Consider the following 20,763-nt stretch of genomic DNA (forward strand, 5'->3'; position numbering starts at 1 on the left):
CACGCATATTTCCCTGAGCCTACAAAAGCTCGAGAACACTTCCCCATACCCGAAAGGAGTCAACATGCCTGACGAACTTGCACCTGCGCCGGCTGCAGCCGGACTCACTGACAACACAGCCGGAGCGCTGTCCTACGTCACGATTATTCCGGCGATTATTTTTCTGGTGCTGGAGCCCTACAACAAGAGCTCGTTTGTGCGCTTCCACGCGTGGCAGTCGATCTTCTTTGCGGTCGCCTTTGCGGCGGCGCACATTGTGCTGGGTTTCATCCCCGTGATTGGGTGGCTAGTGCTGGGGCTGCTTGATCTGGGCTTCCTGGTACTGTGGATTATCGTGATTCTCAAGGCCAGCAAGGGCGAAAAGTACAAGCTACCCTTTATCGGCGACATCGCAGAAAAGCAAGCCGGAGCATAGCTTCGATAAATCATGGCAAGCGGCGATGTGATTAGCGCCGCTTGCCTTTTCTATGACTGTGCTTGGCGTGGCGATGCTTGCCGGCTTTGCGCGGCGCAGCAGCGTGAGGAGCGTGCGCCTCGCGATGCTTCTTCTTCGCTGCTTTTGGCTTGGGCAACTTTTTGCCGGTAAGCGGAATGCCTTCTTCAACAATGGAGAACTGCAGCTTGCGCTCCTGCGCAAGAATGCGATCGAGGATAACCTCGACACGGTCTCCAGCGCGAAAGATGCGGCCCAAACGCGAGCCGATAATTTCATGTGTATTTTCGCGAAAGCTGTAACGGTCATCGCGCAGGCTGTCGATAGGCACAAGCCCTTCAACAAACATATCCGTCAGCTCCACAAAGAGCCCGTATTTCGTGGGATTGAGCACAAGCGCGGCAAACTCTTCGCCCACGCGGTCCTGCATAAAGCGAACCTTCTTCCACTCAACAAGCTCGCGTTCCGCATCGGAGGCACGGCGCTCCGTCTGGCTGGTCTCTTCGGCAATTTGCGTCAGCTCAAATTCAGGAATAGGCGGCTCGATTTCAGAGTTCGTCGCATGACGCTTGGCGCGATGCAGCACAATGCCATGCAGCCCTTCATTGGGGTGCGTCCACGGAGAATCCATGCGCCCCTTAGCGATAGTTCCCTTGCCGCTGACACCGCGCCGCAGCAACTCCTTGCTGATGCGATGCACGATAAGGTCAGGATAGCGGCGAATGGGCGAAGTGAAATGCGTATAGGAAGGCGCAGCCAGCGCAAAGTGGCCTTCATTGATTTCGGAGTAGCGTGCCTGCTTGAGTGAGCGCAGCATTAAGTAGCTCAGAATGCGCTCTTCAGGCCTGCCTTCAAGTCGCCCGGCAAGCTTTTGATACATGCGCGGCGTAACAGCAATCTCCTCTGGCACCTCATGCGTGCGCGCTTTGTGCCCCCTGCGTTCCGAGTCGCGGCGGTCTCCACGCGTTTGGATTTTCTTAACAGGTAACGCACCAAGGCCAAGCGAATAACCAAAGCCTGCCGCCTGTTCTTCAAACTCAACAACGCGGCGCGCTTCGGGGCGCTCGTGAATGCGATACAGCGAAGGCACACCAAGGTCTTCGAGCCAGGTGGCGACGCATTCATTCGCCGCAAGCATAAACTCTTCGATGAGGCGATTAGCCCATGTACGCTCAGCCTTCGTAACACCGCGCATCTGCCCGTTTTCATCAAACTCGATAACAGGCTCAGGCAAATCGAAATCAATCGAGCCGCGCTCTGTGCGGCGTTTGTTCATCAGCATCGCAAGATGGTGCATGCGCTCAAAGTCTGCAACGCGGTCCGCGTATTCGGCACACAACTGCTCATCACCTTCGAGAATCTTATGCACCTTCGTATACGTCATGCGATGCGCAGAGCGGATGACGCCTTCGGTGACTTCGTAACTCTCAATGTTGCCCTGCGCATCAAGCTGCATCAGGCAGCTCAGCACAAGGCGGTCTTCGTTGGGACGCAAGCTGCAGATATCTGTCGAAAGCTCCTGCGGGAGCACCGGGATAGCGCGGTCCGGGAAGTAAACACTGGTGCCACGCAGCCGCGCTTCAAGGTCAAGGTCGCTGGCCGTACGCACGTATTCAGCTACGTCAGCAATGTGTACTTGCAGCTCATAACCACCGCCTTTGCGTTCCGTAACTAGAACAGCATCGTCGAAGTCGCGTGCTGTTTCCCCATCGATGGTGACAATAGGAAGCGCGCGAAAATCGCGGCGTTTCGCCACTTCTTCCAAATCGAGATGCGCAACGCGACGAGCTTCTTCCAACACATTTTCCGGAAAGGTATGTGGAAGCTTGTGCTTGCGAATCATCATCTCGACATCCACGCCAAAGTCATCAGGGCTGCCAAGAATTTCGATAACGCGGCCAGCCGCCGGTCTGGTCGGCGTAGGCCAATGTGTGATTTCTACATCAACAATGAGGCCGTCGAGATCATCGTACTCATCCGTGACATGCGCCTCTGCTCCCAGAACACGATGCGGCGTTGCCTTTTCTTCCAGCGAAGGAATTTCTTTGCCAAAAGGAATCAGGATGGGCTGCGTCATGCGCTCATCAAAAGGAATAACGAGATTGCCCCCGGCGCGTTCAGACCTGGCATAGCGGAAGGTACCAACCACGGTTGCGTTGCGCCGTTCGACAACGCGAACAATGCGGCCCATGCGGCGGCCATCACCACGAGGCGGAGCCACTTCAACCAGCACCTGGTCGCCCTGCATAGCTCCGTTGATTTCATCAGGCGGAACAAAAATATCTTCGTCGATTCCCGAAGGCTGGCGCGGATTGGGACGAACAAAGCCATAGCCGTCGCGATGCAGGTCAAGACGGCCAGCGGCGAGATTATCGCGGGTTCCACTGCCTCCGGTTTGCGAGCCGGTATTGGCGCGGGGAATTCCCCAAAGCTCGCGGTCGATTTTTACTAAACGGCCGCTGGCAGTAAGGCGGGCCAGATGTTCAAGGAGCAGACGGCGCTCGCGGCCGCCGCCCAGGCCGAGTTCGCGCACCAGTTGCTTATAGCCTGCTTTTCCGCCAGGGGAGCGGGAGATGCGCGCAAGGAGTTCCTTATCCGTCATATTCATGAGGGTATCGCGTGACGGGACGCAGGGCACGGCTGGAACGCTCGGACGCGTTCCCACTTTGCCACTGGAGTGTCGTGCAAGCATCCTGTTGGCAATTTTTCTTAGATTTTTCAGTGTCTGGACTAGGCAGTGACCGCGCCAAGCCGATTAGAATGGCAGAACAGCGAGGATGCGAACGCTTATCCCCCCGCCGGAATCATCTTTTAAGGAAGTTACGGAAAGGAACTACATTGAATCGCATGTGGAAACCCAGCCAGCCGGAGTCCCCGACCTCTAATACCCCTACGCCTGAGCCCGCGGCGCGCCCTGCTGCGCAGCCGGCAGTTTCGCACGAGCCCGCGCGCAGCAGCAGCGTTTCGGCGGCCGGCGACCAGGCCTCGATCAGCAAGGGGCTTTACATTAAGGGCGAGATCTCTGGCACGGAGTCGCTGTTCATCGACGGCAAGGTCGAAGGCAGCATTGTGTTGAATGGAAATCGCGTAACGGTAGGCCGTAACGGCCAGGTTGCCGCCAGCATCACGGCGCGTGAAGTGGTTGTTCTTGGTAAGGTTCGCGGCAATGTTTCAGCGACCGACCGCGTGGATATTCGTGCGGAAGGCGCGGTGACGGGCGATGTTTCGGCTGCCCGCATCAGCATTGAAGACGGCGCGTTCTTCAAGGGCGGCATCGACATCAAGAAGTCGGGAGATGCTGCACCGGCCAAGGCTTCGGCGGCTACGCCCGAGCCGGCCAAGGCTACCGTCTAAGCAACAAGCAAGCTGCATATAGATTATTTGCACCGAGCCTCCGCTACGGCGGGGGTTCGTGCGCTTTTATAACGAAAACTGCAGAGATTTTCGTCCGCGCCGCGCCCGGGTTATTTCGCTAGCTTGAGTTTCCTGGCCATTACGCGAGGCAAAGCTGACCCCGTCCGCTCCAGCACAAGCCACGCAACGGCCATCCACAGCGCGCTTCCTGTCAGCAGAATAATCAGATCCGTCAAGCGCCCACCGGCGCTGGCATCGCGATGCAGCGCGTGCATCAACCAATCACGAAGCACGGTAAAGATGAGCCATACCGCCCCGCCCCCAGCAATGCCCGCAAAGAGGCAGCGCCCAATCTCTTCAAAGTCCAGGCCGGCAAGCGAAACCATGCGCTTCTGGTGCAGCATAAACGCAAGCGTCAGCGTTTGCAGCGTGATTCCAGCGTCCGACGCAACAGCAAGCCCAGTTGCTCCCATCCAGTGATAAAGGCCGTAATAAATAGGCAGAGAAACCAGCGTAACAATGGTTCCGGCAACCATGGGCAGCAGCGTATTTCCCGCGGCGTAAAAAGCACGCGCATAGATGGACTGCGCAGCCCACAGGAACATCGAGACGCAAAAGATGGAGAAGTACGCAGCAAATGCGCCCGCATTGTCACGAGAGAAACGTCCGCCAACAAAGATGAGGTCAACAAGCGGCAACGCAAGAGCAATCAGGCCGGAAGCCATCAGAAAGCCAAGCGAGATAACGCGGGAAACAGAGTCAGCAACGCTGGTGGCAAACTCGTAGCGCTTGTTGTTGTTCCACAGGCTGGCAAAAAACGGCATCGAGGCCACTCCCGCAGCCTGTGCCAACATGGACATGGGCGCAGTAAAGAGCCGCTTGGCATAGCTCATCAGCGAAATAGCGCCATTGGTAGTAGCGGCAATGTGGCCGATAATCCAGTTATCCGCCGTCACAACGGAAACACCAATAATGAGCGGCAAGGAAAGTCGAACCCATTCCCGCAGCCCCTCGTTGTTCCAGTCGAGCATAGGCCGAACACGCGCACCAGCACGAATTGCAAAAATGGCATTCAGCAGGAATGGCCCAAGAAACGCGCCCACTGTCGTGCCAAGTGCAAGCGACGAGATGCCCATGCGGCGCACCAGAAAGATGCCGCCAAAGATGGTCCCCAGGTTGTAGATGAGCGGCGTAATAGCCTGCACGCCAAACTGCTTGCGCACCAGCAGCACAGAGCCCAGCACACCTCCGCCAAAGAAAAACAACGGCCCCGGAAGCAGGATGCGCGTGAGACGAACGCAGAGCGCAGCCTTGTCCGGCGAAAAGCCTTGAAAGTACGCACCCACATAGTAAGGAGCAAAAATCTCAGCAAGGACAATCGCGCCGCCAAGCACCAGCAGCATCGTGGTCAGAATCACCGAGAGCGCGCGATAACCCTCATCCTCGCGGCCAGAGTCGCGATACCGCGTGAGGATCGTAACAAAAGTGATAGACGCCGCTCCGCCGACAAGAAAGTACATAATCTGGTCGGGCAGATAGAAAGCAGCGTTGAAAGCGTCTGCCTCCGCGCCACTGCCAAAAAGCTGGGCAATGTACTTCGTGCGAACCAACCCAATCAGGCTCGACAGAAGCGTCGAAATCATCAGGATGATGGTTGCGGTAGAAGCGGACTGCGCACGCGACGGACTGAGCACGCCGAGAATACGCGACAACGGCGATGCCCGTCGCTGGCCCGGATTAGGCCTGGGCTGCTGCATCTCTACGCTGGCGAGCGGTTCAGTCACTAAGCTTGATTTTATCTGGAGGCGGGCTTGGATTTCCCGCATCAATCCGGTCGCGTATCCTGTTCGCAATCAGAAAGTTCTTAATGGGGAAACTGCTCATGATGCGCCTCGCTACCCGTTCCGTATTGTTTATTTCGGCTTTTGCACTTGGATTTCCGCCAGTTATGCCCGCGCAGGCGATTCACGGACGCGAGGGCATTACCCTGCCCGCTCACCCGCCCACGGAGACCAAACCTGTTACGGATGACTACTTTGGCACAAAAATTGTGGACCCGTACCGGTGGCTCGAAGACGCAAAGAGCACGGAAACACGCGCCTTTATCGACGCACAGAACGCCTATACGCAGCGCTATTTGAAGCAGGCGCGGATTCGCCCCCAGGTGGCCGAAGACCTGAGTGCCCTTGAGCATGTAGCCGTATGGTCCGTGCCCGACGCGCACGGAGAAAACCTCTTTTTCATGAAGCGTCTCGCGGAAGAGGAACAGGCCTCCATTTACATCCGGCGCGGCTATGCCGACCACGGTTCTACGGAACACGGTTCTACAGAAAAAGACGAGCGACTGATCGACCCCGCGCAACTCAGCCGCGATACCAACACCTCGGTAAACATTGAAGCAGTCTCACACGATGGCAGCCTGCTTGCCTACGGCGTCAGGCAGGGCGGAGCCGACGAAACCGCACTGCGCATCTACAACGTAAAAACAGGCAAAACACTGGAAGACGAACTGCCCGCAAGCCTGCTCCGCTCAGCCAGTTTCACGCCAGACAACACAGGCATTTTCTACTCCGTCCAAAAGCGGGAAGGAACCCTGCTTTACGAACACAAATTTGGCGAGCGCATCTCCAGGGACACCCTGCTCTTTGGCCGCGAGTTCCGCGGCGAGCCGCTGGGGCCCATGGACCTCTTCAACGCCTACGTAACCGACGACCAGCACTATCTCGTTGTAACCATCGACCGCGGCGTCCCAGCACGCCGTGTCGATGTCGTTTACCGCGACCTGACCAAACCGGGGTCCTATTTCGAAGTACTCGTCTGGGGCGTCGATTCGCGCTTCTACGTGCGGCGCGCCGCCAACGCGTGGTACGTCATCACCGACTACAAAGCCCCCAATTACCGCGTGCTGAAAGCCGACCCCGGCGTAGCAGCCGACGCCTGGCAGACCATCGTCCCCGAATCCTCCGACGTCATGGAAGACTTCTCCATCGTAGGCGGAAAGCTCTACGTTCACCGCCTGCATGACGTGCAATCAGAGAACACCGTTTACACATTGGCCGGCAAGCCGCTCGGCAAACTCGACGCTCCCGGCGCGGGCACAGCCTCCAGCGTCATGGGCTACCCTGGCCAGCGCTACGGTTACTTCACCTTTGAGTCCTACATTCAGCCGCCAACCATTTACCGCCTCGACACGCAAACCGGCAAGCGCGAAATCTTCTTTGCCCCCAAGGTCCCTTTCAACACCGCCGATTACGAGTTAAAGCAGGTCTTCTACACCTCAAAAGACGGAACCAAGGTGCCCATGTTTATTGGCGGAAAAAAAGGCCTGAAGCAGGATGGAAGCGTCCGCCTGCTCATGTCCGGTTATGGCGGCTTCAACCTATCCATGACCTCGCACTGGAACCCGATGTGGGCATGGTGGATGAGCCAGGGCGGCTGGTTTGCCTATCCCAATATGCGCGGCGGCGGCGAATACGGCGAAAAATGGCACCAGGCGGGAATGTTTGAGAAGAAACAGAACGTCTTCGACGACTGGTTTGCGGCAGCACGCTATCTCATCGACAACAAGTACACCTCCGCGGAACACTTTGCGATTACCGGCCGCTCCAACGGCGGCTTGCTGATGGGCGCTTCCATTACGCAGCACCCGGAACTATTTTCAGCGGTATGGTGCGGCTATCCACTGCTCGATATGCTGCGCTATCAAAAGTTCGAGCAGGGCCCGCAATGGATGACCGAGTACGGGTCAGCGGAAGACGGAAAGCAGTTCCAGTATCTACTGAAATACTCTCCGTACCAGAATGTGAAGGACGGAACCAAATATCCGGCGATTATGTTCTTTACAGGCGATTCCGACACACGGGTAGACCCGTTGCATGCACGAAAAATGACGCCCCTGGTACAAGCGGCAAGTTCGAGCGGACGTCCTATTTTACTGCATTATTCGCTGTCAGGAGGACACTCGGCGGGCGTAAGTGTGGAGCAGGCGGTGGAAGACGATGCCGACCAGATGACGTTTTTGTGGGTCGAATCGGGACCAGTGGCTTCGCACTAAGGCCTCTTTTGGCATTACCAAGGGGAGTTGTCCCCGCGTAACCTCATGACTACGCCACGCGAGCCGATAAACCGAGTACGGACGCTTATCCGCTGAGTAAAAATTCTCTGAATATGTGCCTTTGACCACGTAACAGCAAAGAGCGCGAGACCCCTGATGACCACCAAGGCTGAAACGACCAAACAGCGCGGCGCTGAGCTTACAAGGCTTCAAGCGTTGCGCAGCCTTGCAATTCTGGACACTGTTCCTGAGCCTGCTTACGACGCCATTACGCGGCTCGCCGCGGACTTTTTTCATGTGGATGGCGTGACGCTTGGCTTCGGAGATGAGTCACGGCTGTGGGTCAAGTCGCTCTGGGGCAAAGGGCCGCAGGAGCTGCCGCGTGGGCTCTCCATGCTCGAAGCGGTTTTGGCGAAAGACGGACCTGTCGTAATTCTGGACGCACATATCGAGAGCTGCGAGCAGGCAATTCAACTACGCAGGCGCGAGTTTCGCTTTGCTGCAAGTGTACCCATCCGGCTGAGCGAAGAGCACATCATGGGCACGCTGACGCTGCTCAACGGTAAGCCTCGTGCGGAGTTCACAGCCGCGGAACTCGAAACACTGGAAGACATGGCGGCGATGGTGACAAGCCATCTTGAGCTGCGACGGCTGCGTCTGGCGGAGAAGCGGATATTCAAGCGCCGCGGTGGTATGGAACGCAAGGCGAAGTCCGGGTCACCGTGGCCACAGCCCGCGGATCTGCGCCGCGCGCTCGACCGCAATGAGTTTGTCCTCTATTACCAGCCGGAAGTGGAGCTGGAGACGCGCCGCATTGTGGGGCTTGAGGCACTCATTCGCTGGCAACACCCGGAGCATGGCCTTCTGCTTCCGATGAGTTTTATTCCCCATGCGGAACAGTGCGAGCTGATTCACCCCATCGGCGACTGGGGGCTTGCCGAGGCCTGCGCACAGATTCAGAGGTGGTCCAACGAGGATGCAGGCAACGGCTCGCTACGCATTTGTGTAAACCTTTCCGCGCGGCAGTTTATGCGCACAGGGCTTACCGACCATGTGCGGTCTCTGCTGATGCAGACAGGGGCAACGGGGCATCAACTCGGGCTTGAGATGACGGAGTCCGTGCTGATTCCCGATGTGCACGCCGCAACCGAGGTGCTCAACGGACTGCGCACGCTGGGCGTGAAGCTGGCCATGGATGACTTCGGCACCGGATACAGTTCTCTCAGCAACCTGCACTCGTTTCCATTTGACATGCTGAAGATCGACCGCTCTTTTGTGAGCCGTATGGAAGACGGCGACCAGGCCATTCATATTGTGCGCACCATTATTGAGCTATCACGCGCCCTCAACATGGACGCGATTGCCGAAGGCATTGAGACACGCGGGCAGTTACAGTTGCTGCGCGAGCTTGGCTGCCGCTACGGGCAGGGCTACTACTTTGCGCCGCCAGTGCCCGTCGATGAAATTACGGAGCTTCTGCGCCTGCCCGGACGAACCCTTCCGGAGACTGCGCCTTCTGCCGAGTATGTTGCCTGAACTTCGTGCCGATTCGGAACACCATACCCGCAATTTCACTTTGAAACATTCATTGCAGTAAGCACCTTCCTTTGCTGCTCAAGTTTTTACTGTACGAGCTATGCTGCAAGGCATGTACAGCTCCGCGACACTTTCGCCCTCCCCCGAAACAGCCGTGCCGGATTCCGCTACGCCGGAGCTTGATAGCTTTGCGGCATTCCTTGAGAAGCTTACGTGCGTAGACCTGGGTGACACGCTAATGGCGCCAGCACCAACCACACAGCAAGATCAAGAGGACGACGTAAGCAGCCTTAGCTATGAATACGCATTGCGGCGTAAGCCCGCTGCCGCTTCTCCCACCCTGGACGTACAGCAGAAGCCGTCCGCCTCAATTGCAGTTGCAGAAAAGCGCAATGTGCGAGCTTCACTATGCCTGACAACACCAGAGCGTGACCTGCTGCGGCAGCGCGCTGTTGAAAGCAGCCTTTCCGTCTCGGCTTACATTCGTTCCTGTGTTTTTGAAGTAGAGATACTGCGTGCGCAGGTAAAGCAGCTAGCCGATGCAATGCGCACCAACTCCGCACCTCAGCCACGTACAGTTCGAGAGGAAACACCCACGCTTGCTGCTCCACCGAGGCAGCCCGCTTTGCCCTCCCCCATGCAAACGCGGCAGCTTAAACCTGCAACACCCCGCGAGCCGCAATCACCGTCTGCGCAGCAATTGAGTCCCCGCGTACAAGCGGCGCTAGAAGAGCAGCGGAGGCTTTCCGCACAACTGGCAACGCAAAAGCAAGTGCGCAAAGCAGAAACAAAGCCGGGCCTGTTTGGCTTCTTCTTCGGAACCCGCAAAAGCGCCTGATTGCCCGCTATTCAACCTCAAGAATGAGGCACTTGAGATATTCCGTCTCCGGCAGATTCAGCACAACAGGATGATCCGGCGCAGCCATGCGGCGCTGCAAAATACGCACACGCCGATGCGCGTCCGCAGCAGAAGAAGCAACAGCCCCCTCAAGCGCCTGCCAGTCTACATGATGCGAACACGAGCAGCTAACCAGCAATCCGCCAGGGCGAACCATCTTGAGTGCACGTAGGTTCAGTTCCTTGTACCCCCGCAGTGCTCCTTCCACCGCGCGTTTTGATTTCGCAAACGCTGGCGGGTCCACCACAATCGTGTCGAAGCTCTCACGAGCATCCGACCAGTCGCGCAAAAGCTCAAAAGCGTCAGCCGCCACCCAGTCCACCTCAGCGCTGATCTTGTCGCGATTCGACTCAAGATTCTTTTCCGCAACTTCAAGCGACGCATGCGAAACATCCACGCCCGTCACGCGGCCAGCCGCGCGCGCAAGGTGCAGCGCAAAGCCGCCCTGATAGGTGCAAACATCCAACGCCCGCCCCGTCGCTCCAAGCTTCTGAGCCCACTCCGCAGCAGCGGCATAGTTCTTACGCTGATCCAGAAAAGCCCCGGTCTTCTGCCCGGCATTAGCGTCAAAGTGAAACTTGAGCCCATTCAGATGAAAGACTGCCTGCGTCACCGGAGCATCCGCATTAGCCGCCCAAAGCGGCGCAAGCGACGGCACGGAAAGCCCTTCCAGCTCGCGAATACGCGGGTCAGGCCGCTCCAGGATCGACGCCGGATTCAGCTCTTCCCGCAGCACACGAACGCACGCCTCACGCACCGCAGCGGAATCCAACCCACGCGCCAGAAGCTGCAGAATCACCAAGTCGCCATACTTATCCGCCACCACCCCCGGCAACTCATCTGCCTCGCTAAAAGCAATGCGGCAAGCATCAGTCTCTCCATTCAGCATAGGCAACCGCATCCGCACAGCCTTACGCAGCCGTTCTTCCAACACGGCAAGCCATTCCGGCTCATCAATAGCAGCGCGGCTAACCATCCGCAAAACAATCTGCGAAGCAGGACTATAGAGCGCAGTACCCAGCAGCAAGCCGCGATTATCAGCCACAGGAAGCAGCGCATCCGACTCCCCGGCAGCAATCGACTCCACATCTGAGGCATAAACCCAGACATGCCCAGCGCGAAGGCGATCCGCCGCCCGGCGACTAATCTGCGCACCATGCGCCAGCTCCACAGGCTCAGCAACCGGCTTCGGAGACTTTACCGGCGCGTGTTTCGCGGCCTCTTTCGCCCTCGGTTTCGGTGTCGACGCAAGAAAAGGCGCCGGAGGCTTCCCTGCCCCTGGCGCCTTCCGGTTTTTGTCAGATTTGTTACCACGCGGCTTCTGCATAAGCTCCCTCCGGCTGGTTTCCCGGTGCCGGGAGCGGAGTAGCCGCCGGCCTTACCTGGTCTGGATGCTCCGGATGTAGTTGCTCAGATTGGCAATTCGGAGCGAGCGTTCCTGGGGATTCGCCTGGTTCATCTTACCAAGAATAGGCCCCCAGACCGGCATATCCGCCGAACCATGCGCGGGCAACGTCGAGCCAAACTGCAGCACCGCCGCAACATGGGCATCGGGATATTTGCCTTTATTGGCGCGGGCAAGCCCGGTCAGGTCCATCGGCTGCACCTTGAGAGCAGGCGCAGTAGGACCATTTCCCCGGCCATCGATGCCATGGCACGGCGCGCAGTAATTTACATACATCTGTTTGCCGTTCGTCGCATCGGTCTGGCCGACGGGAATAATCGTCTTTTTGGTTGACTCCCCGTAGCCTATCGCCAGCACAGTTGCCACAAACAGCAGAAGGAGAGTGAAACGCTTCAACATGACGTACCTCGGTTCCGGGCTAAGGGCTTTCACTCCCCCAACCCGCCCGAAACTCTACGCCTGCCGCAATGTACTCCCGCTGTGATAAGCGGCACAGGGCCGTGCCCAGGGAAGCACCGCCAAATCGCGAAGAGATGTGCTGGTAAAGCAATCAGACTATAATGAATCATGGCGACTGTCCGTCAGACCATCCCGGTGGATACCCCGAGCACCCCTCAGGCGTCCGCGGAAAACTCTGCACTTGCAGCAGCCATGCCTCCCGCCACCCTCTGGCCCCTTGAAAAAATCAACGAGCGCTTCGATGCCCTGATTCGCCAGGTGCAGGTAAACCGGCCAACAGAAGACGTTGCGTTGATTCAGAAAGCATGGGCCTTCTGCATTCAACACCATGCAGGCCAGATGCGCGCTTCCGGCGAGCCCTACATTCTGCACCCGCTTGCCGTTGCAGAAGTGCTGGCGGAGATGAAACTGGACTCCACGGCAATCGCCGCCGCGCTCCTGCATGACGCCGTAGAAGACACCCCCGCCACCAGTGAAGAAATCGCCGCAAACTTCGGCGATCAGGTAGCGCACATCGTCGAAGGCGTCACCAAGATCGACAAAATCCAGTTCGCCAACCGCGAAGATCGTCAGGCCGAGAACGTGCGCAAAATGCTGCTGGCCATGGTCACGGATATTCGCGTCGTGCTCATCAAACTGGCCGACCGCCTGCACAACATGCGCACGCTGGAGCACCTCAAGCCTGAACGCCAGGAAGCAATCGCCCGCGAGACCATGGACATCTACGCGCCGCTCGCTCACCGCCTCGGCATGGGCAAAGTGCGCGGCGAGCTCGAAGACCTCGCCTTCCGCTACACCGACCCCGTCAGCTACGAGCAAATGACGCAAGAGGTCGAGTCACGCCGCGCTGAAGGTGAGCAGTTTCTGCGCATGGTCGATGACACCCTCACCGAGCAGTTGCGCGAGAACAACATCGACGCCCGCGTCGAGTGGCGCATCAAGCGTCTTTACTCCATCTATCAAAAAATCGAGCGCTCCAAGGTCAGCTTCGATCAGGTATACGACTTCCTCGCAATCCGCGTTATCACGCAGGACGTAGCAGCCTGCTATGCCGTCTTCGGCCTTATTCATACCCTGTGGCGGCCCGTGCCGGGGCGCATCAAGGACTTCATCGCCATGCCCCGCGCCAACCGCTACCAGTCGCTGCACACCACGGTAATCGGCGGCGGCGGGCACCAGTTTGAAGTGCAGATTCGCACTGAAGAGATGCACCGCGTTGCCGAAGAAGGCATCGCCGCGCACTGGAAGTACAAAGCCGGCGAAGGCACCGTCAACGCACGTGACGAGGAGCGTCTGAACTGGATTCGCCAGCTTGTCGAGTGGCAAAAGGAGATGACCGACCCCAACGAATTTCTCTCCAGCCTGAAGATGGACCTCTATCCCGACGAGGTCTACACCTTCACGCCCAAGGGAAAAGTTGTTGTAGTTCCAGCGGACGGCACTCCGGTTGATTTTGCCTACACCATTCACACCGACGTAGGCCATACCTGCGTCGGCGCAAAAATCAACGGCCGCATGGTGCCGCTGCGCACCAAGCTGCGCACGGGCGACATCGTAGAAATCATCACGCAAAAGGACCACAAGCCAAGCCGCGATTGGCTCACCTTCGTCAAAAGCCCGCGTGCCCGCAACAAGATTAAGCACTGGCTGAATGAAGACCAGCGCCAGCGCGCCGTTGAAATTGGCCGCAAGCTGCTGGAGCGCGAAGCCAAGAAGTTTAAGGTGCCGCTAAGCCAGGTCTCCGACTCCGACCTTGGCCGCATTACAAGCGAGTACGGCGTAGCCACAGCCGCCGACCTGCTCGCCACGCTGGGCCAAGGCAAGCACTCCGCGCATCAGGTACTACACAAACTTGCTCCGGGCTTCCTTGACGCTGCGCACACCGAGCCCGGCGTAGAAGCCAGACCTAGCGAAATAAAACCCGGCGAAGGCGGCATGTCCGACCAGGTGCGCAAGCTGCACCTCACCGGGTCAGACTCGCTGCAGGTGGAGGGGCAGAACGACCTGCTCGTTTACCGGGCGCGATGTTGCAATCCGATTCGCGGCGAAGAGATTGTGGGCTACGTAACCCGCGGCAAAGGTGTAGCCGTGCATGCGCGTAGCTGCCCAAATGTGCAGAATCTGCTCTACGAAAGCGATCGGCGCATCAATGTGGAGTGGTCGCGCACACCGGAGCAGACCGCCACGCCGCAGCAGCGGTTCCCTGTCCGCCTCACCGTCTATTGTGACGACCGCTCCGGCATGCTGAAGGAGCTTACGGCTGTTATCTCCGACGACGACACCAACATCCGCCGCGTAGACACCCGCCCCATGGAAAACGGCGAAGCCGCAGTCGAGTTCGTCATTGAAGCACGGGACCTTGGCCACCTGAACAAACTCGTGCTCGGGCTCCGCCGCGTTCCCGGCGTACGCACCGTGCAGCGCTCGCAACAGCTATAGGCAACCTCTGACGAACCGTTTGGAAGGGTACGGGCTTTAGCCCGTACATAATACTCAGCCAAATTTCGTGTGGCTTTAGCCACTGAGGCATGCTTCTACCGCTTCTTAACCACCGAATCGATTCGCAGCCACTGCCTCCCGCCAGAGGCTTCGCAACTAGCCACAAACCTCGGGTGCCCCCGGTCCCTGGCATTTGGGGACCGGGGATACCCATACCGCCAGTCCCCCCATCTAAAGTTCTCCCGCTGTCCTGTGGAAAAAATCCTGTCAAGCCTCAAATCGGAAAATATTTCCTAACTCATTGATTCCATTGAGCAAGATTCCTCTCCAGATTTGCGCTCAATTATGCGAAATCTGCCACAATAGAATCAGCAGAAGAAAAACGGCCCGATTCCACAGGAATCGGGCCGTTCTGTTTTTCCGCTGACTTGCTTGCTAAACGCGAAGCGCTGCTAACTCGCGAATCCCAAAGAAAGGAGCCCCCAATGTACGCATCGGCAGGCACAACCGTCTGTAACCTGACACATGAAACCTGTAAACTGCCCTCTGCACAGTTCCACAGTTCACAAATAAAGATTCTGCACAGTCCCTGTGCAGCCGTCCGTAACCCAAACAAAATAAAAGAAATGGAAAAGCACCCCGCTGTGCGCATAACACACGGCGCTACTGTGGCAATGCGCCTCTATACGGCCACATCCCCAGGAGAATTCCTTTCATTCCTTCATTGAATTCCCATCCCCCGGCATGGCATGGTTGTAGTTTCGCAAGCATCTCCCGATCGACTACTAGCCAACCGAGGATTATGAAACTCTCGCATTTTGCCTTTTCTCTTGCGTTTGCTGCCGCATCTTGCTCACTCAGCGCACAGTCGCCGAACACCACCGTCAGCTCGGACTATGCACGCGATCCAAAACAGCCGATTGACGAGGCCTACACCGCCAAAATCAAGCAGTACACCACGGGGCCCAATTTCATTTCGCCTCTCGTGGATTACCTGCCCGCTTCCAAAACCGTGCCTACTCCGGCAAAGGTGCTCGGCGATGTCTCCGGCGCACCGAATTATCTGCCCTATGCAGAAGATGTCTATAAGTACTTCCGCATGCTGGAATCTTCCAGCCCACGCGTGAAGGTCTTCACCATCGGCCACACGGAAGAAGGCCGCGAGATGATTGCCGCGGCAATTGGCGACCCGGAACTGCTCGCCCACGCCGATGAGAATAAGGTAAAGCTTGCGCAACTCGGCGACCCGCGCAAGATCAACTTTGATGACGCAAAAGCAAAGACGCTCATCGACAGCTCGTACCCGGTCTACTACATCACCGGTACCATTCACTCGCCGGAGACCGGCGCGCCAACGGCATTGATGGAACTGGCATATCGCCTGGCCGTGGATGATGCGCCATACATTCAGTACATCCGCTCACACATGATCGTGCTCATCACGCCGGTAGTAGAAGTAGATGGCCGCGACCGCCAGGTAGACATTTACCGCTGGCACAAGGCAAACCCCGGCAAGAACTTCCCGCGCCTGCTCTACTGGGGCCACTACGTAGCGCATGACAACAACCGTGATGCCATGGGCATGACGCTGGACCTTACGCGCAACGTGCTCAACACCTACATCGACTGGCATGCGCAGGTGCTGCACGACCTGCATGAATCCGTGCCATTCCTCTACGACAACACCGTCGGCGACGGCCCCTATAACGCATGGGTTGACCCGATGCTGACGAACGAATGGCAGGAGCTGGGCTGGAACAACATTGGACAGATGCAAGCGCTCGGCATGCCCGGCGTCTTTACGCATGGCGACTTCGACACATGGAGCCCCGGCTACCTGATGTTCCTCGCCGCAATGCACAACGGCATCTCGCGCCTCTATGAGACGTTCGGCAATGGCGGTGCAGATACAGAGAAGCGCATCCTCTCGCCGGAAGAGTATTCACGCACATGGTACCGGCAGAACCCGCCGCTGCCCACAGTGCTCTGGAGCCAGCGCGATAACAACAACTACGAAGAAACCGCGCTGCTAACAACGATTTCGTACTTCTCACACAACACGCGACACTTCCTCGAAGACTATTATGTCAAAAGCAAGCGCTCCATCCAGAAGCCCGGCCTCGAAGGCCCCGCCGCTTACGTCATCACCAATGACGAAGCGCATAACAACCGCGTCGTTGAGCTGCTGATTGCGCTAAAGCGTCAGCATATCGAGCTTCACGAACTTACATCCGACGTAACCGTACCCGTGCCTGCAGAAAAACGCGGCGATAAACCAAAAGAGACAACCTTCCCAACAGGCAGCATCGTGGTGCGCATGGATCAGCCCTATGCCCGCGCCGCCGATGCCCTGCTCGACAAGCAATTCTGGGCGCCCGATGATCCACAGAAGCATCCCTACGACGACACCGGCTGGAGCTTCAGTGCGTTATTCAATCTGAAGGTCGCCCGTGTAACCGATCCGGCAGTTCTGAAGGCGTCAATGAATCCGATCGACGATCCATCTTCGCTTGCAGGCTCCGTCACTGGTTCCGGCTCTATAACAGTCGTGCCGAACCATGGGCAAACGACTCTGCTTGCGCTCGCCTATAAGCTCAAAGGCGCATCCATCCAGGTGACGGAAAAGTCCTTCGATAACGCAGGCAAGACCATCCCCGCCGGCTCGCTCGTTATCAGCAACACGGATTCCTCGCAACTATCCTCCGCACTGAAATCGCTAGTTCTAGATGCAACCAGTCTCAGCGCTGCGCCCTCTGTACCGTCGCACGCCGTCACAGCACCGCGCATCGCAATAATGCACACCTGGCTCGCCACGCAAACTGAAGGATGGTGGCGCTACGCCTTTGAAACTGCCGGCGTGCCCTTTGATTACATCAGCACACAAACCGCCGCGAAGACTGAAGACCTGCACGCTAAATACGATGTGATTATCTTTGCGCCAGTTGGTGGCGGAGGCACATCCAGTATCATCAACGGCATGCCGATGTGGGGCAACCCAATGCCGTGGCAGAAGTCTGACTTGACGCCGAACCTCGTCGGCTCACTCGACTCAACCGACGACATACGCCCCGGCCTTGGTTATGACGGTCTTGCGCATCTCAAATCGTTCATTGAGAAAGGCGGTCTGCTCATTACTTGCGAAGACACTGCCGCCTTCGCCATTGAAACAGGCCTTGCGCCCGGCGTCTCGATCAATCCCTCCGCTGGAGCGCGCGTTGTGGGCACAGTGCTCAACTCGGTCTTCGTCACGCATGACAGCCCTGTCGCATTCGGCTATGGCGACGCGCTTCCCGTAATGAGCGCCAACGGCATGGCCTTCAACGTCTCCAACACACTGGGAGGCCGTGGCGGTCGCATGCTCATGGACCCCTATTCTGAGCGCCCCACTGGACGCGGCACATTGGATGACGATGACACGCCGCAAGGCCGCACCCTTGCCGAAGCGGAACCGCTCGAAAAACAGAAGCCGTGGGAGCCGCGCAAGCTAAACGAAGAGCAGATGCGCAACAACATCAGCATCATCCCCACGCAGTACCGGCCTGATGTGATTCTGCGCTTCTCCGATGCACGTTCCCTGCTCGTAAGCGGTCTGCTCGACCGCGGCGGCTCAATCGCGGAGCATGCGATTGTGGTGGACGCACATCTTGGCGAAGGCAACGTTCTGCTCTTTGCCAACAACCCTATCTACCGCGGCGAAACCATCGGTTCGTATGCGCTGGTCTTCAACGCAATTCTTAACCACGACCATCTGGCGCATGCTGCAGACAAGAAATAGCAGCAGGAAGAACAATAAGAAAAGCCCTCCCGAACGGGAGGGCTTTTCTTATTGCTTAAAAACAGCGAACTTAGGCGACGACTTCAATGCCCATCGAGCGCGCAGTACCTTTGATGCTCTTGATGGCCGTCTCAACAGATGCCGCATTCAGGTCAGGCATCTTCTGCTCGGCAATCTCGCGCACCTGCTTTTCGGTCACCTTGCCAACCTTGTCCTTGTTCGGCGTGCCGGAGCCCTTCTGGAGGCCAGCAGCCTTCTTCAGTAGCACGGCTGCCGGAGGAGTCTTGGTAACAAAGGTGAAGCTACGGTCGGCGAAGACCGTGATGACGACCGGGATAATCAGGCCGGCCATTTCCTTGTTCTGCGTACGAGCGTTGAACTGCTTGCAGAACTCCATGATGTTGACCTGCGCCTGACCGAGCGCGGGGCCTACCGGCGGAGCAGGAGTTGCCTTGCCGGCTTCAATCTGGAGCTTGACGTATGTTGCTACCTTCTTCGGAGGTGCCATTGTGGTTCCTTCGGAACCAGCGCTTCGCTCCTGGCTGATAGCGATTCGCCGGTCACTTCACTGATGAATTTTGAAGTTGCTGCTTAAGCGTTCACCGCTAAACCGGAGGCCGCCAGGCCCTCACACCGGCTAGAAGCTAGTAGCTAATGGCTACAAGCTGCAACTAAACAATCTTTTCGACTTTGCCAAACTCAAGCTCAACCGGGGTGGAGCGGCCGAAGATGGTCACCATAACCTTGAGCGTTTCACGATCTTCGTTAATTTCATCCACTACGCCGTTGAAGTTGGCAAACGGGCCGTCGGTAATACGGACGGACTCGTTCTTTTCAAACTTAATCTTAAGCCGTGGCTTTTCTTTCGCGACTTCCGAGCGATAGAGAATCGAGCTGACTTCTTCTTCGCTCAGTGCTACCGGCTTATCGCCGGTGCCGAGAAACCCGGTCACCTTCGGCGTGTCCTTGAGGACGTGCCAAAGGTTGTTGTCGAGGTCCATCTCGACCAACACATAGCCAGGGAGAAATACCCGCTCGATGGTCCGCTTTTTGCCGTTGATAATCTCGGTCACCGGCTCCATAGGAATCATCACCTTGCCGACGCGATCCTGCAAGCCGAAAGCCTGGATGCGGCTCTCGATGGACTCCTTGACCTTGCGCTCAAAGCCCGAGTAGGCGTGCAGAATGTACCACTTGAAGCGCTCGTTGGTCGGCGTCAACTGTGGTGTTTCCGCGCCCTCTGCGGACGGCGTCTCGGTCGAGGCTTCCTCGGCGGTGATTTCTACGGGTTGGTTCAGTTCTTCTTCCATCATGCTCTCTATTCGCGAACAGATTGGCGGCCTGAGTGCGGCTTAGCCCTTTACTTTACTACTCGCCGCCAAGCCGGTGCAGAATCTGCTGCACGGCGTTGCTGAAGACAAGGTCCGTCAGCCAGAAGAACAGGCCAAAGACAAATACTGTCACGATCACCGTAGTCGTGGTCGCTTCCACTTCCTTGCGCGAGGGGGTAACCACCTTGCGCATCTCCGAGCGAACGTCGCTCAAGAAGCTGGTAAAGCGATTCCAGTTGCTGGAGGCGGTTGAGAGCGCTCCCGGCTCTTGGCGCTTGATCGACGATGGACGCTCTTCGCTGTTCACAATTGCTGCCTTTGACGCCATACTTCCATTCCTTCACTCCCGCAGCGCTTATCCGCTTTGGGAACACCGCAAAATCTGGCAGGGGCGGAGGGATTCGAACCCCCAAGTTCGGTTTTGGAGACCGACAGTTTAACCGTTGAGCTTACGCCCCTAAAAGCCGGGGCCAGGTTTCAGTATTAACTGAAACCTGAGCCCTCGCTCTTACTTCGTTTCCCGGTGCGGCTGATGCTTGCGGCAACGGTTACAGAACTTCTTGAACTCGAGACGGCCAGTGGTCGTCTTCTTGTTCTTCGTCGTCGAGTAGTTCCGCTCCTTGCACTCAGTGCACTGCAATGTCACGATTTCCCGCATTGTTCAATCCTAACCGATTCGGCGTTTTCGTTGCCGTTCGTCCGAATCTTGAAATTCTTTGAGGAGCGAAGACCGGATTTCCCGGTCCTCGCATACCTCAACACTTACTTAATGATCTCGCTGATGGTGCCAGCGCCGACGGTGCGTCCGCCTTCGCGAATCGCGAAGCGCAGGCCCTTTTCCATGGCCACAGGCGTAATCAGCTCAACAACCAGCTGCACGTTGTCGCCAGGCATCACCATCTCCGTGCCTTCCGGAAGCTCCGCCACGCCCGTCACGTCCGTCGTGCGGAAGTAGAACTGCGGACGATAGCCCTTGAAGAACGGAGTGTGACGGCCGCCTTCTTCCTTCGACAACACGTAAACTTCGCCCTTGAAGTTCGTGTGAGGCGTGATCGATCCGGTCTTCGCCAGAACCATGC

16 protein-coding genes and 1 tRNA gene are annotated in these 20,763 nt (G+C 57.5%); 7 read left to right on the forward strand and 10 right to left on the reverse strand.

The genetic code is table 11. From position 1 onward, the window contains the following. Positions 1-64 precede the first annotated feature (64 nt). Positions 65-415 (forward strand): DUF4870 domain-containing protein, encoded by a 351-nt coding sequence (locus tag AC5S3R_RS12620; protein ID WP_494267396.1) that lies wholly within the window; start codon positions 65-67, stop codon positions 413-415. A 31-nt stretch (positions 416-446) separates the two neighbouring features. On the opposite strand, the gene AC5S3R_RS12625 is transcribed toward AC5S3R_RS12620, so the two are convergent. Beyond that, positions 447-3,041, reverse strand: a complete 2,595-nt coding sequence (locus AC5S3R_RS12625; protein ID WP_494267397.1) for a ribonuclease R family protein — start codon at positions 3,039-3,041, stop codon at positions 447-449. Positions 3,042-3,280: 239 nt separating this feature from the next. Here AC5S3R_RS12625 and AC5S3R_RS12630 point away from each other — a divergent pair, with 239 nt between their 5' ends. Beyond that, a complete protein-coding gene (locus AC5S3R_RS12630; protein WP_494267411.1) occupies positions 3,281-3,787 on the forward strand; it encodes a bactofilin family protein in 507 nt (168 codons plus the stop codon). A gap of 110 nt (positions 3,788-3,897) precedes the next feature. Here the strand turns inward: AC5S3R_RS12630 and murJ are convergent, their stop codons facing one another. Then, positions 3,898-5,571: a murein biosynthesis integral membrane protein MurJ gene (gene murJ, locus AC5S3R_RS12635; RefSeq protein WP_494267398.1), complete on the reverse strand. Its 1,674-nt coding sequence runs from the start codon at positions 5,569-5,571 to the stop codon at positions 3,898-3,900. Between the two features lie 98 nt (positions 5,572-5,669). On the opposite strand from murJ, the gene AC5S3R_RS12640 reads away from it, so the two are divergent. The 3 genes from AC5S3R_RS12640 to AC5S3R_RS12650 all read left to right on the forward strand — a co-directional run bounded on the left by AC5S3R_RS12640 (position 5,670) and on the right by AC5S3R_RS12650 (position 10,215). Further along, positions 5,670-7,841 (forward strand): prolyl oligopeptidase family serine peptidase, encoded by a 2,172-nt coding sequence (locus tag AC5S3R_RS12640; RefSeq protein ID WP_494267399.1) that lies wholly within the window; start codon positions 5,670-5,672, stop codon positions 7,839-7,841. A gap of 156 nt (positions 7,842-7,997) precedes the next feature. Next, positions 7,998-9,377: a sensor domain-containing phosphodiesterase gene (locus AC5S3R_RS12645; protein WP_494267400.1), complete on the forward strand. Its 1,380-nt coding sequence runs from the start codon at positions 7,998-8,000 to the stop codon at positions 9,375-9,377. A gap of 112 nt (positions 9,378-9,489) precedes the next feature. After that, positions 9,490-10,215 carry a plasmid mobilization protein gene (locus AC5S3R_RS12650; RefSeq protein WP_494267401.1) on the forward strand — a complete coding sequence of 242 codons (726 nt, stop codon included), beginning with the start codon at positions 9,490-9,492 and terminating at the stop codon, positions 10,213-10,215. A gap of 7 nt (positions 10,216-10,222) precedes the next feature. Here AC5S3R_RS12650 and AC5S3R_RS12655 read toward each other — a convergent pair whose 3' ends face one another. After that, positions 10,223-11,602: a class I SAM-dependent rRNA methyltransferase gene (locus tag AC5S3R_RS12655; protein ID WP_494267402.1), complete on the reverse strand. Its 1,380-nt coding sequence runs from the start codon at positions 11,600-11,602 to the stop codon at positions 10,223-10,225. Positions 11,603-11,653: 51 nt separating this feature from the next. Continuing rightward, the gene (locus tag AC5S3R_RS12660; protein WP_494267403.1) at positions 11,654-12,079 is read right to left on the reverse strand and encodes a c-type cytochrome; all 426 of its coding nucleotides are present in this window, start codon (positions 12,077-12,079) and stop codon (positions 11,654-11,656) included. A 168-nt stretch (positions 12,080-12,247) separates the two neighbouring features. On the opposite strand from AC5S3R_RS12660, the gene AC5S3R_RS12665 reads away from it, so the two are divergent. Together AC5S3R_RS12665 and AC5S3R_RS12670 are read left to right on the forward strand one after the other, a co-directional pair. Beyond that, the gene (locus tag AC5S3R_RS12665) at positions 12,248-14,578 is read left to right on the forward strand and encodes a RelA/SpoT family protein (protein ID WP_494267404.1); all 2,331 of its coding nucleotides are present in this window, start codon (positions 12,248-12,250) and stop codon (positions 14,576-14,578) included. Between the two features lie 802 nt (positions 14,579-15,380). Further along, the gene (locus tag AC5S3R_RS12670; protein ID WP_494267405.1) at positions 15,381-18,353 is read left to right on the forward strand and encodes a M14 family zinc carboxypeptidase; all 2,973 of its coding nucleotides are present in this window, start codon (positions 15,381-15,383) and stop codon (positions 18,351-18,353) included. A gap of 70 nt (positions 18,354-18,423) precedes the next feature. On the opposite strand, the gene rplK is transcribed toward AC5S3R_RS12670, so the two are convergent. The 6 genes from rplK to AC5S3R_RS12700 all read right to left on the reverse strand — a co-directional run. Continuing rightward, on the reverse strand, positions 18,424-18,861 hold the full coding sequence (gene rplK / locus AC5S3R_RS12675; protein ID WP_494267406.1) for a 50S ribosomal protein L11: 438 nt from the start codon (positions 18,859-18,861) through the stop codon (positions 18,424-18,426). Positions 18,862-19,024: 163 nt separating this feature from the next. After that, a complete protein-coding gene (gene nusG / locus AC5S3R_RS12680; RefSeq protein WP_494267412.1) occupies positions 19,025-19,663 on the reverse strand; it encodes a transcription termination/antitermination protein NusG in 639 nt (212 codons plus the stop codon). A 58-nt stretch (positions 19,664-19,721) separates the two neighbouring features. Further along, complete coding sequence (gene secE / locus AC5S3R_RS12685) at positions 19,722-20,012, reverse strand: preprotein translocase subunit SecE (protein ID WP_494267407.1); 291 nt, start codon at positions 20,010-20,012, stop codon at positions 19,722-19,724. A 55-nt stretch (positions 20,013-20,067) separates the two neighbouring features. After that, positions 20,068-20,143 (reverse strand) — tRNA-Trp (locus AC5S3R_RS12690). 49 nt (positions 20,144-20,192) lie between these two features. Continuing rightward, entirely contained in the window at positions 20,193-20,342 is a 150-nt protein-coding gene (gene rpmG / locus AC5S3R_RS12695) for a 50S ribosomal protein L33 (RefSeq protein WP_494267408.1), read from the reverse strand. A gap of 104 nt (positions 20,343-20,446) precedes the next feature. Further along, positions 20,447-20,763: EF-Tu C-terminal domain-related protein (locus tag AC5S3R_RS12700; RefSeq protein WP_494267409.1), on the reverse strand; the 317-nt coding region annotated here is incomplete at its 5' end.

It is taken from the genome of Occallatibacter sp. FHG110214_02, from assembly GCF_059115385.1.

Bases quoted from the DNA above. Each gene is read 5' to 3' on its own strand.
- AC5S3R_RS12620 (WP_494267396.1), top strand. From the start codon at position 65: ATGCCTGACGAACTTGCACCTGCGCCGGCTGCAGCCGGACTCACTGAC.
- AC5S3R_RS12625 (WP_494267397.1), bottom strand. From the start codon at position 3,041: ATGAATATGACGGATAAGGAACTCCTTGCGCGCATCTCCCGCTCCCCT.
- AC5S3R_RS12630 (WP_494267411.1), top strand. From the start codon at position 3,281: ATGTGGAAACCCAGCCAGCCGGAGTCCCCGACCTCTAATACCCCTACG.
- AC5S3R_RS12640 (WP_494267399.1), top strand. From the start codon at position 5,670: ATGATGCGCCTCGCTACCCGTTCCGTATTGTTTATTTCGGCTTTTGCA.
- AC5S3R_RS12645 (WP_494267400.1), top strand. From the start codon at position 7,998: ATGACCACCAAGGCTGAAACGACCAAACAGCGCGGCGCTGAGCTTACA.
- AC5S3R_RS12650 (WP_494267401.1), top strand. From the start codon at position 9,490: ATGTACAGCTCCGCGACACTTTCGCCCTCCCCCGAAACAGCCGTGCCG.
- AC5S3R_RS12655 (WP_494267402.1), bottom strand. From the start codon at position 11,602: ATGCAGAAGCCGCGTGGTAACAAATCTGACAAAAACCGGAAGGCGCCA.
- AC5S3R_RS12660 (WP_494267403.1), bottom strand. From the start codon at position 12,079: ATGTTGAAGCGTTTCACTCTCCTTCTGCTGTTTGTGGCAACTGTGCTG.
- AC5S3R_RS12665 (WP_494267404.1), top strand. From the start codon at position 12,248: ATGGCGACTGTCCGTCAGACCATCCCGGTGGATACCCCGAGCACCCCT.
- AC5S3R_RS12670 (WP_494267405.1), top strand. From the start codon at position 15,381: ATGAAACTCTCGCATTTTGCCTTTTCTCTTGCGTTTGCTGCCGCATCT.
- rplK (WP_494267406.1), bottom strand. From the start codon at position 18,861: ATGGCACCTCCGAAGAAGGTAGCAACATACGTCAAGCTCCAGATTGAA.
- nusG (WP_494267412.1), bottom strand. From the start codon at position 19,663: ATGGAAGAAGAACTGAACCAACCCGTAGAAATCACCGCCGAGGAAGCC.
- secE (WP_494267407.1), bottom strand. From the start codon at position 20,012: ATGGCGTCAAAGGCAGCAATTGTGAACAGCGAAGAGCGTCCATCGTCG.
- rpmG (WP_494267408.1), bottom strand. From the start codon at position 20,342: ATGCGGGAAATCGTGACATTGCAGTGCACTGAGTGCAAGGAGCGGAAC.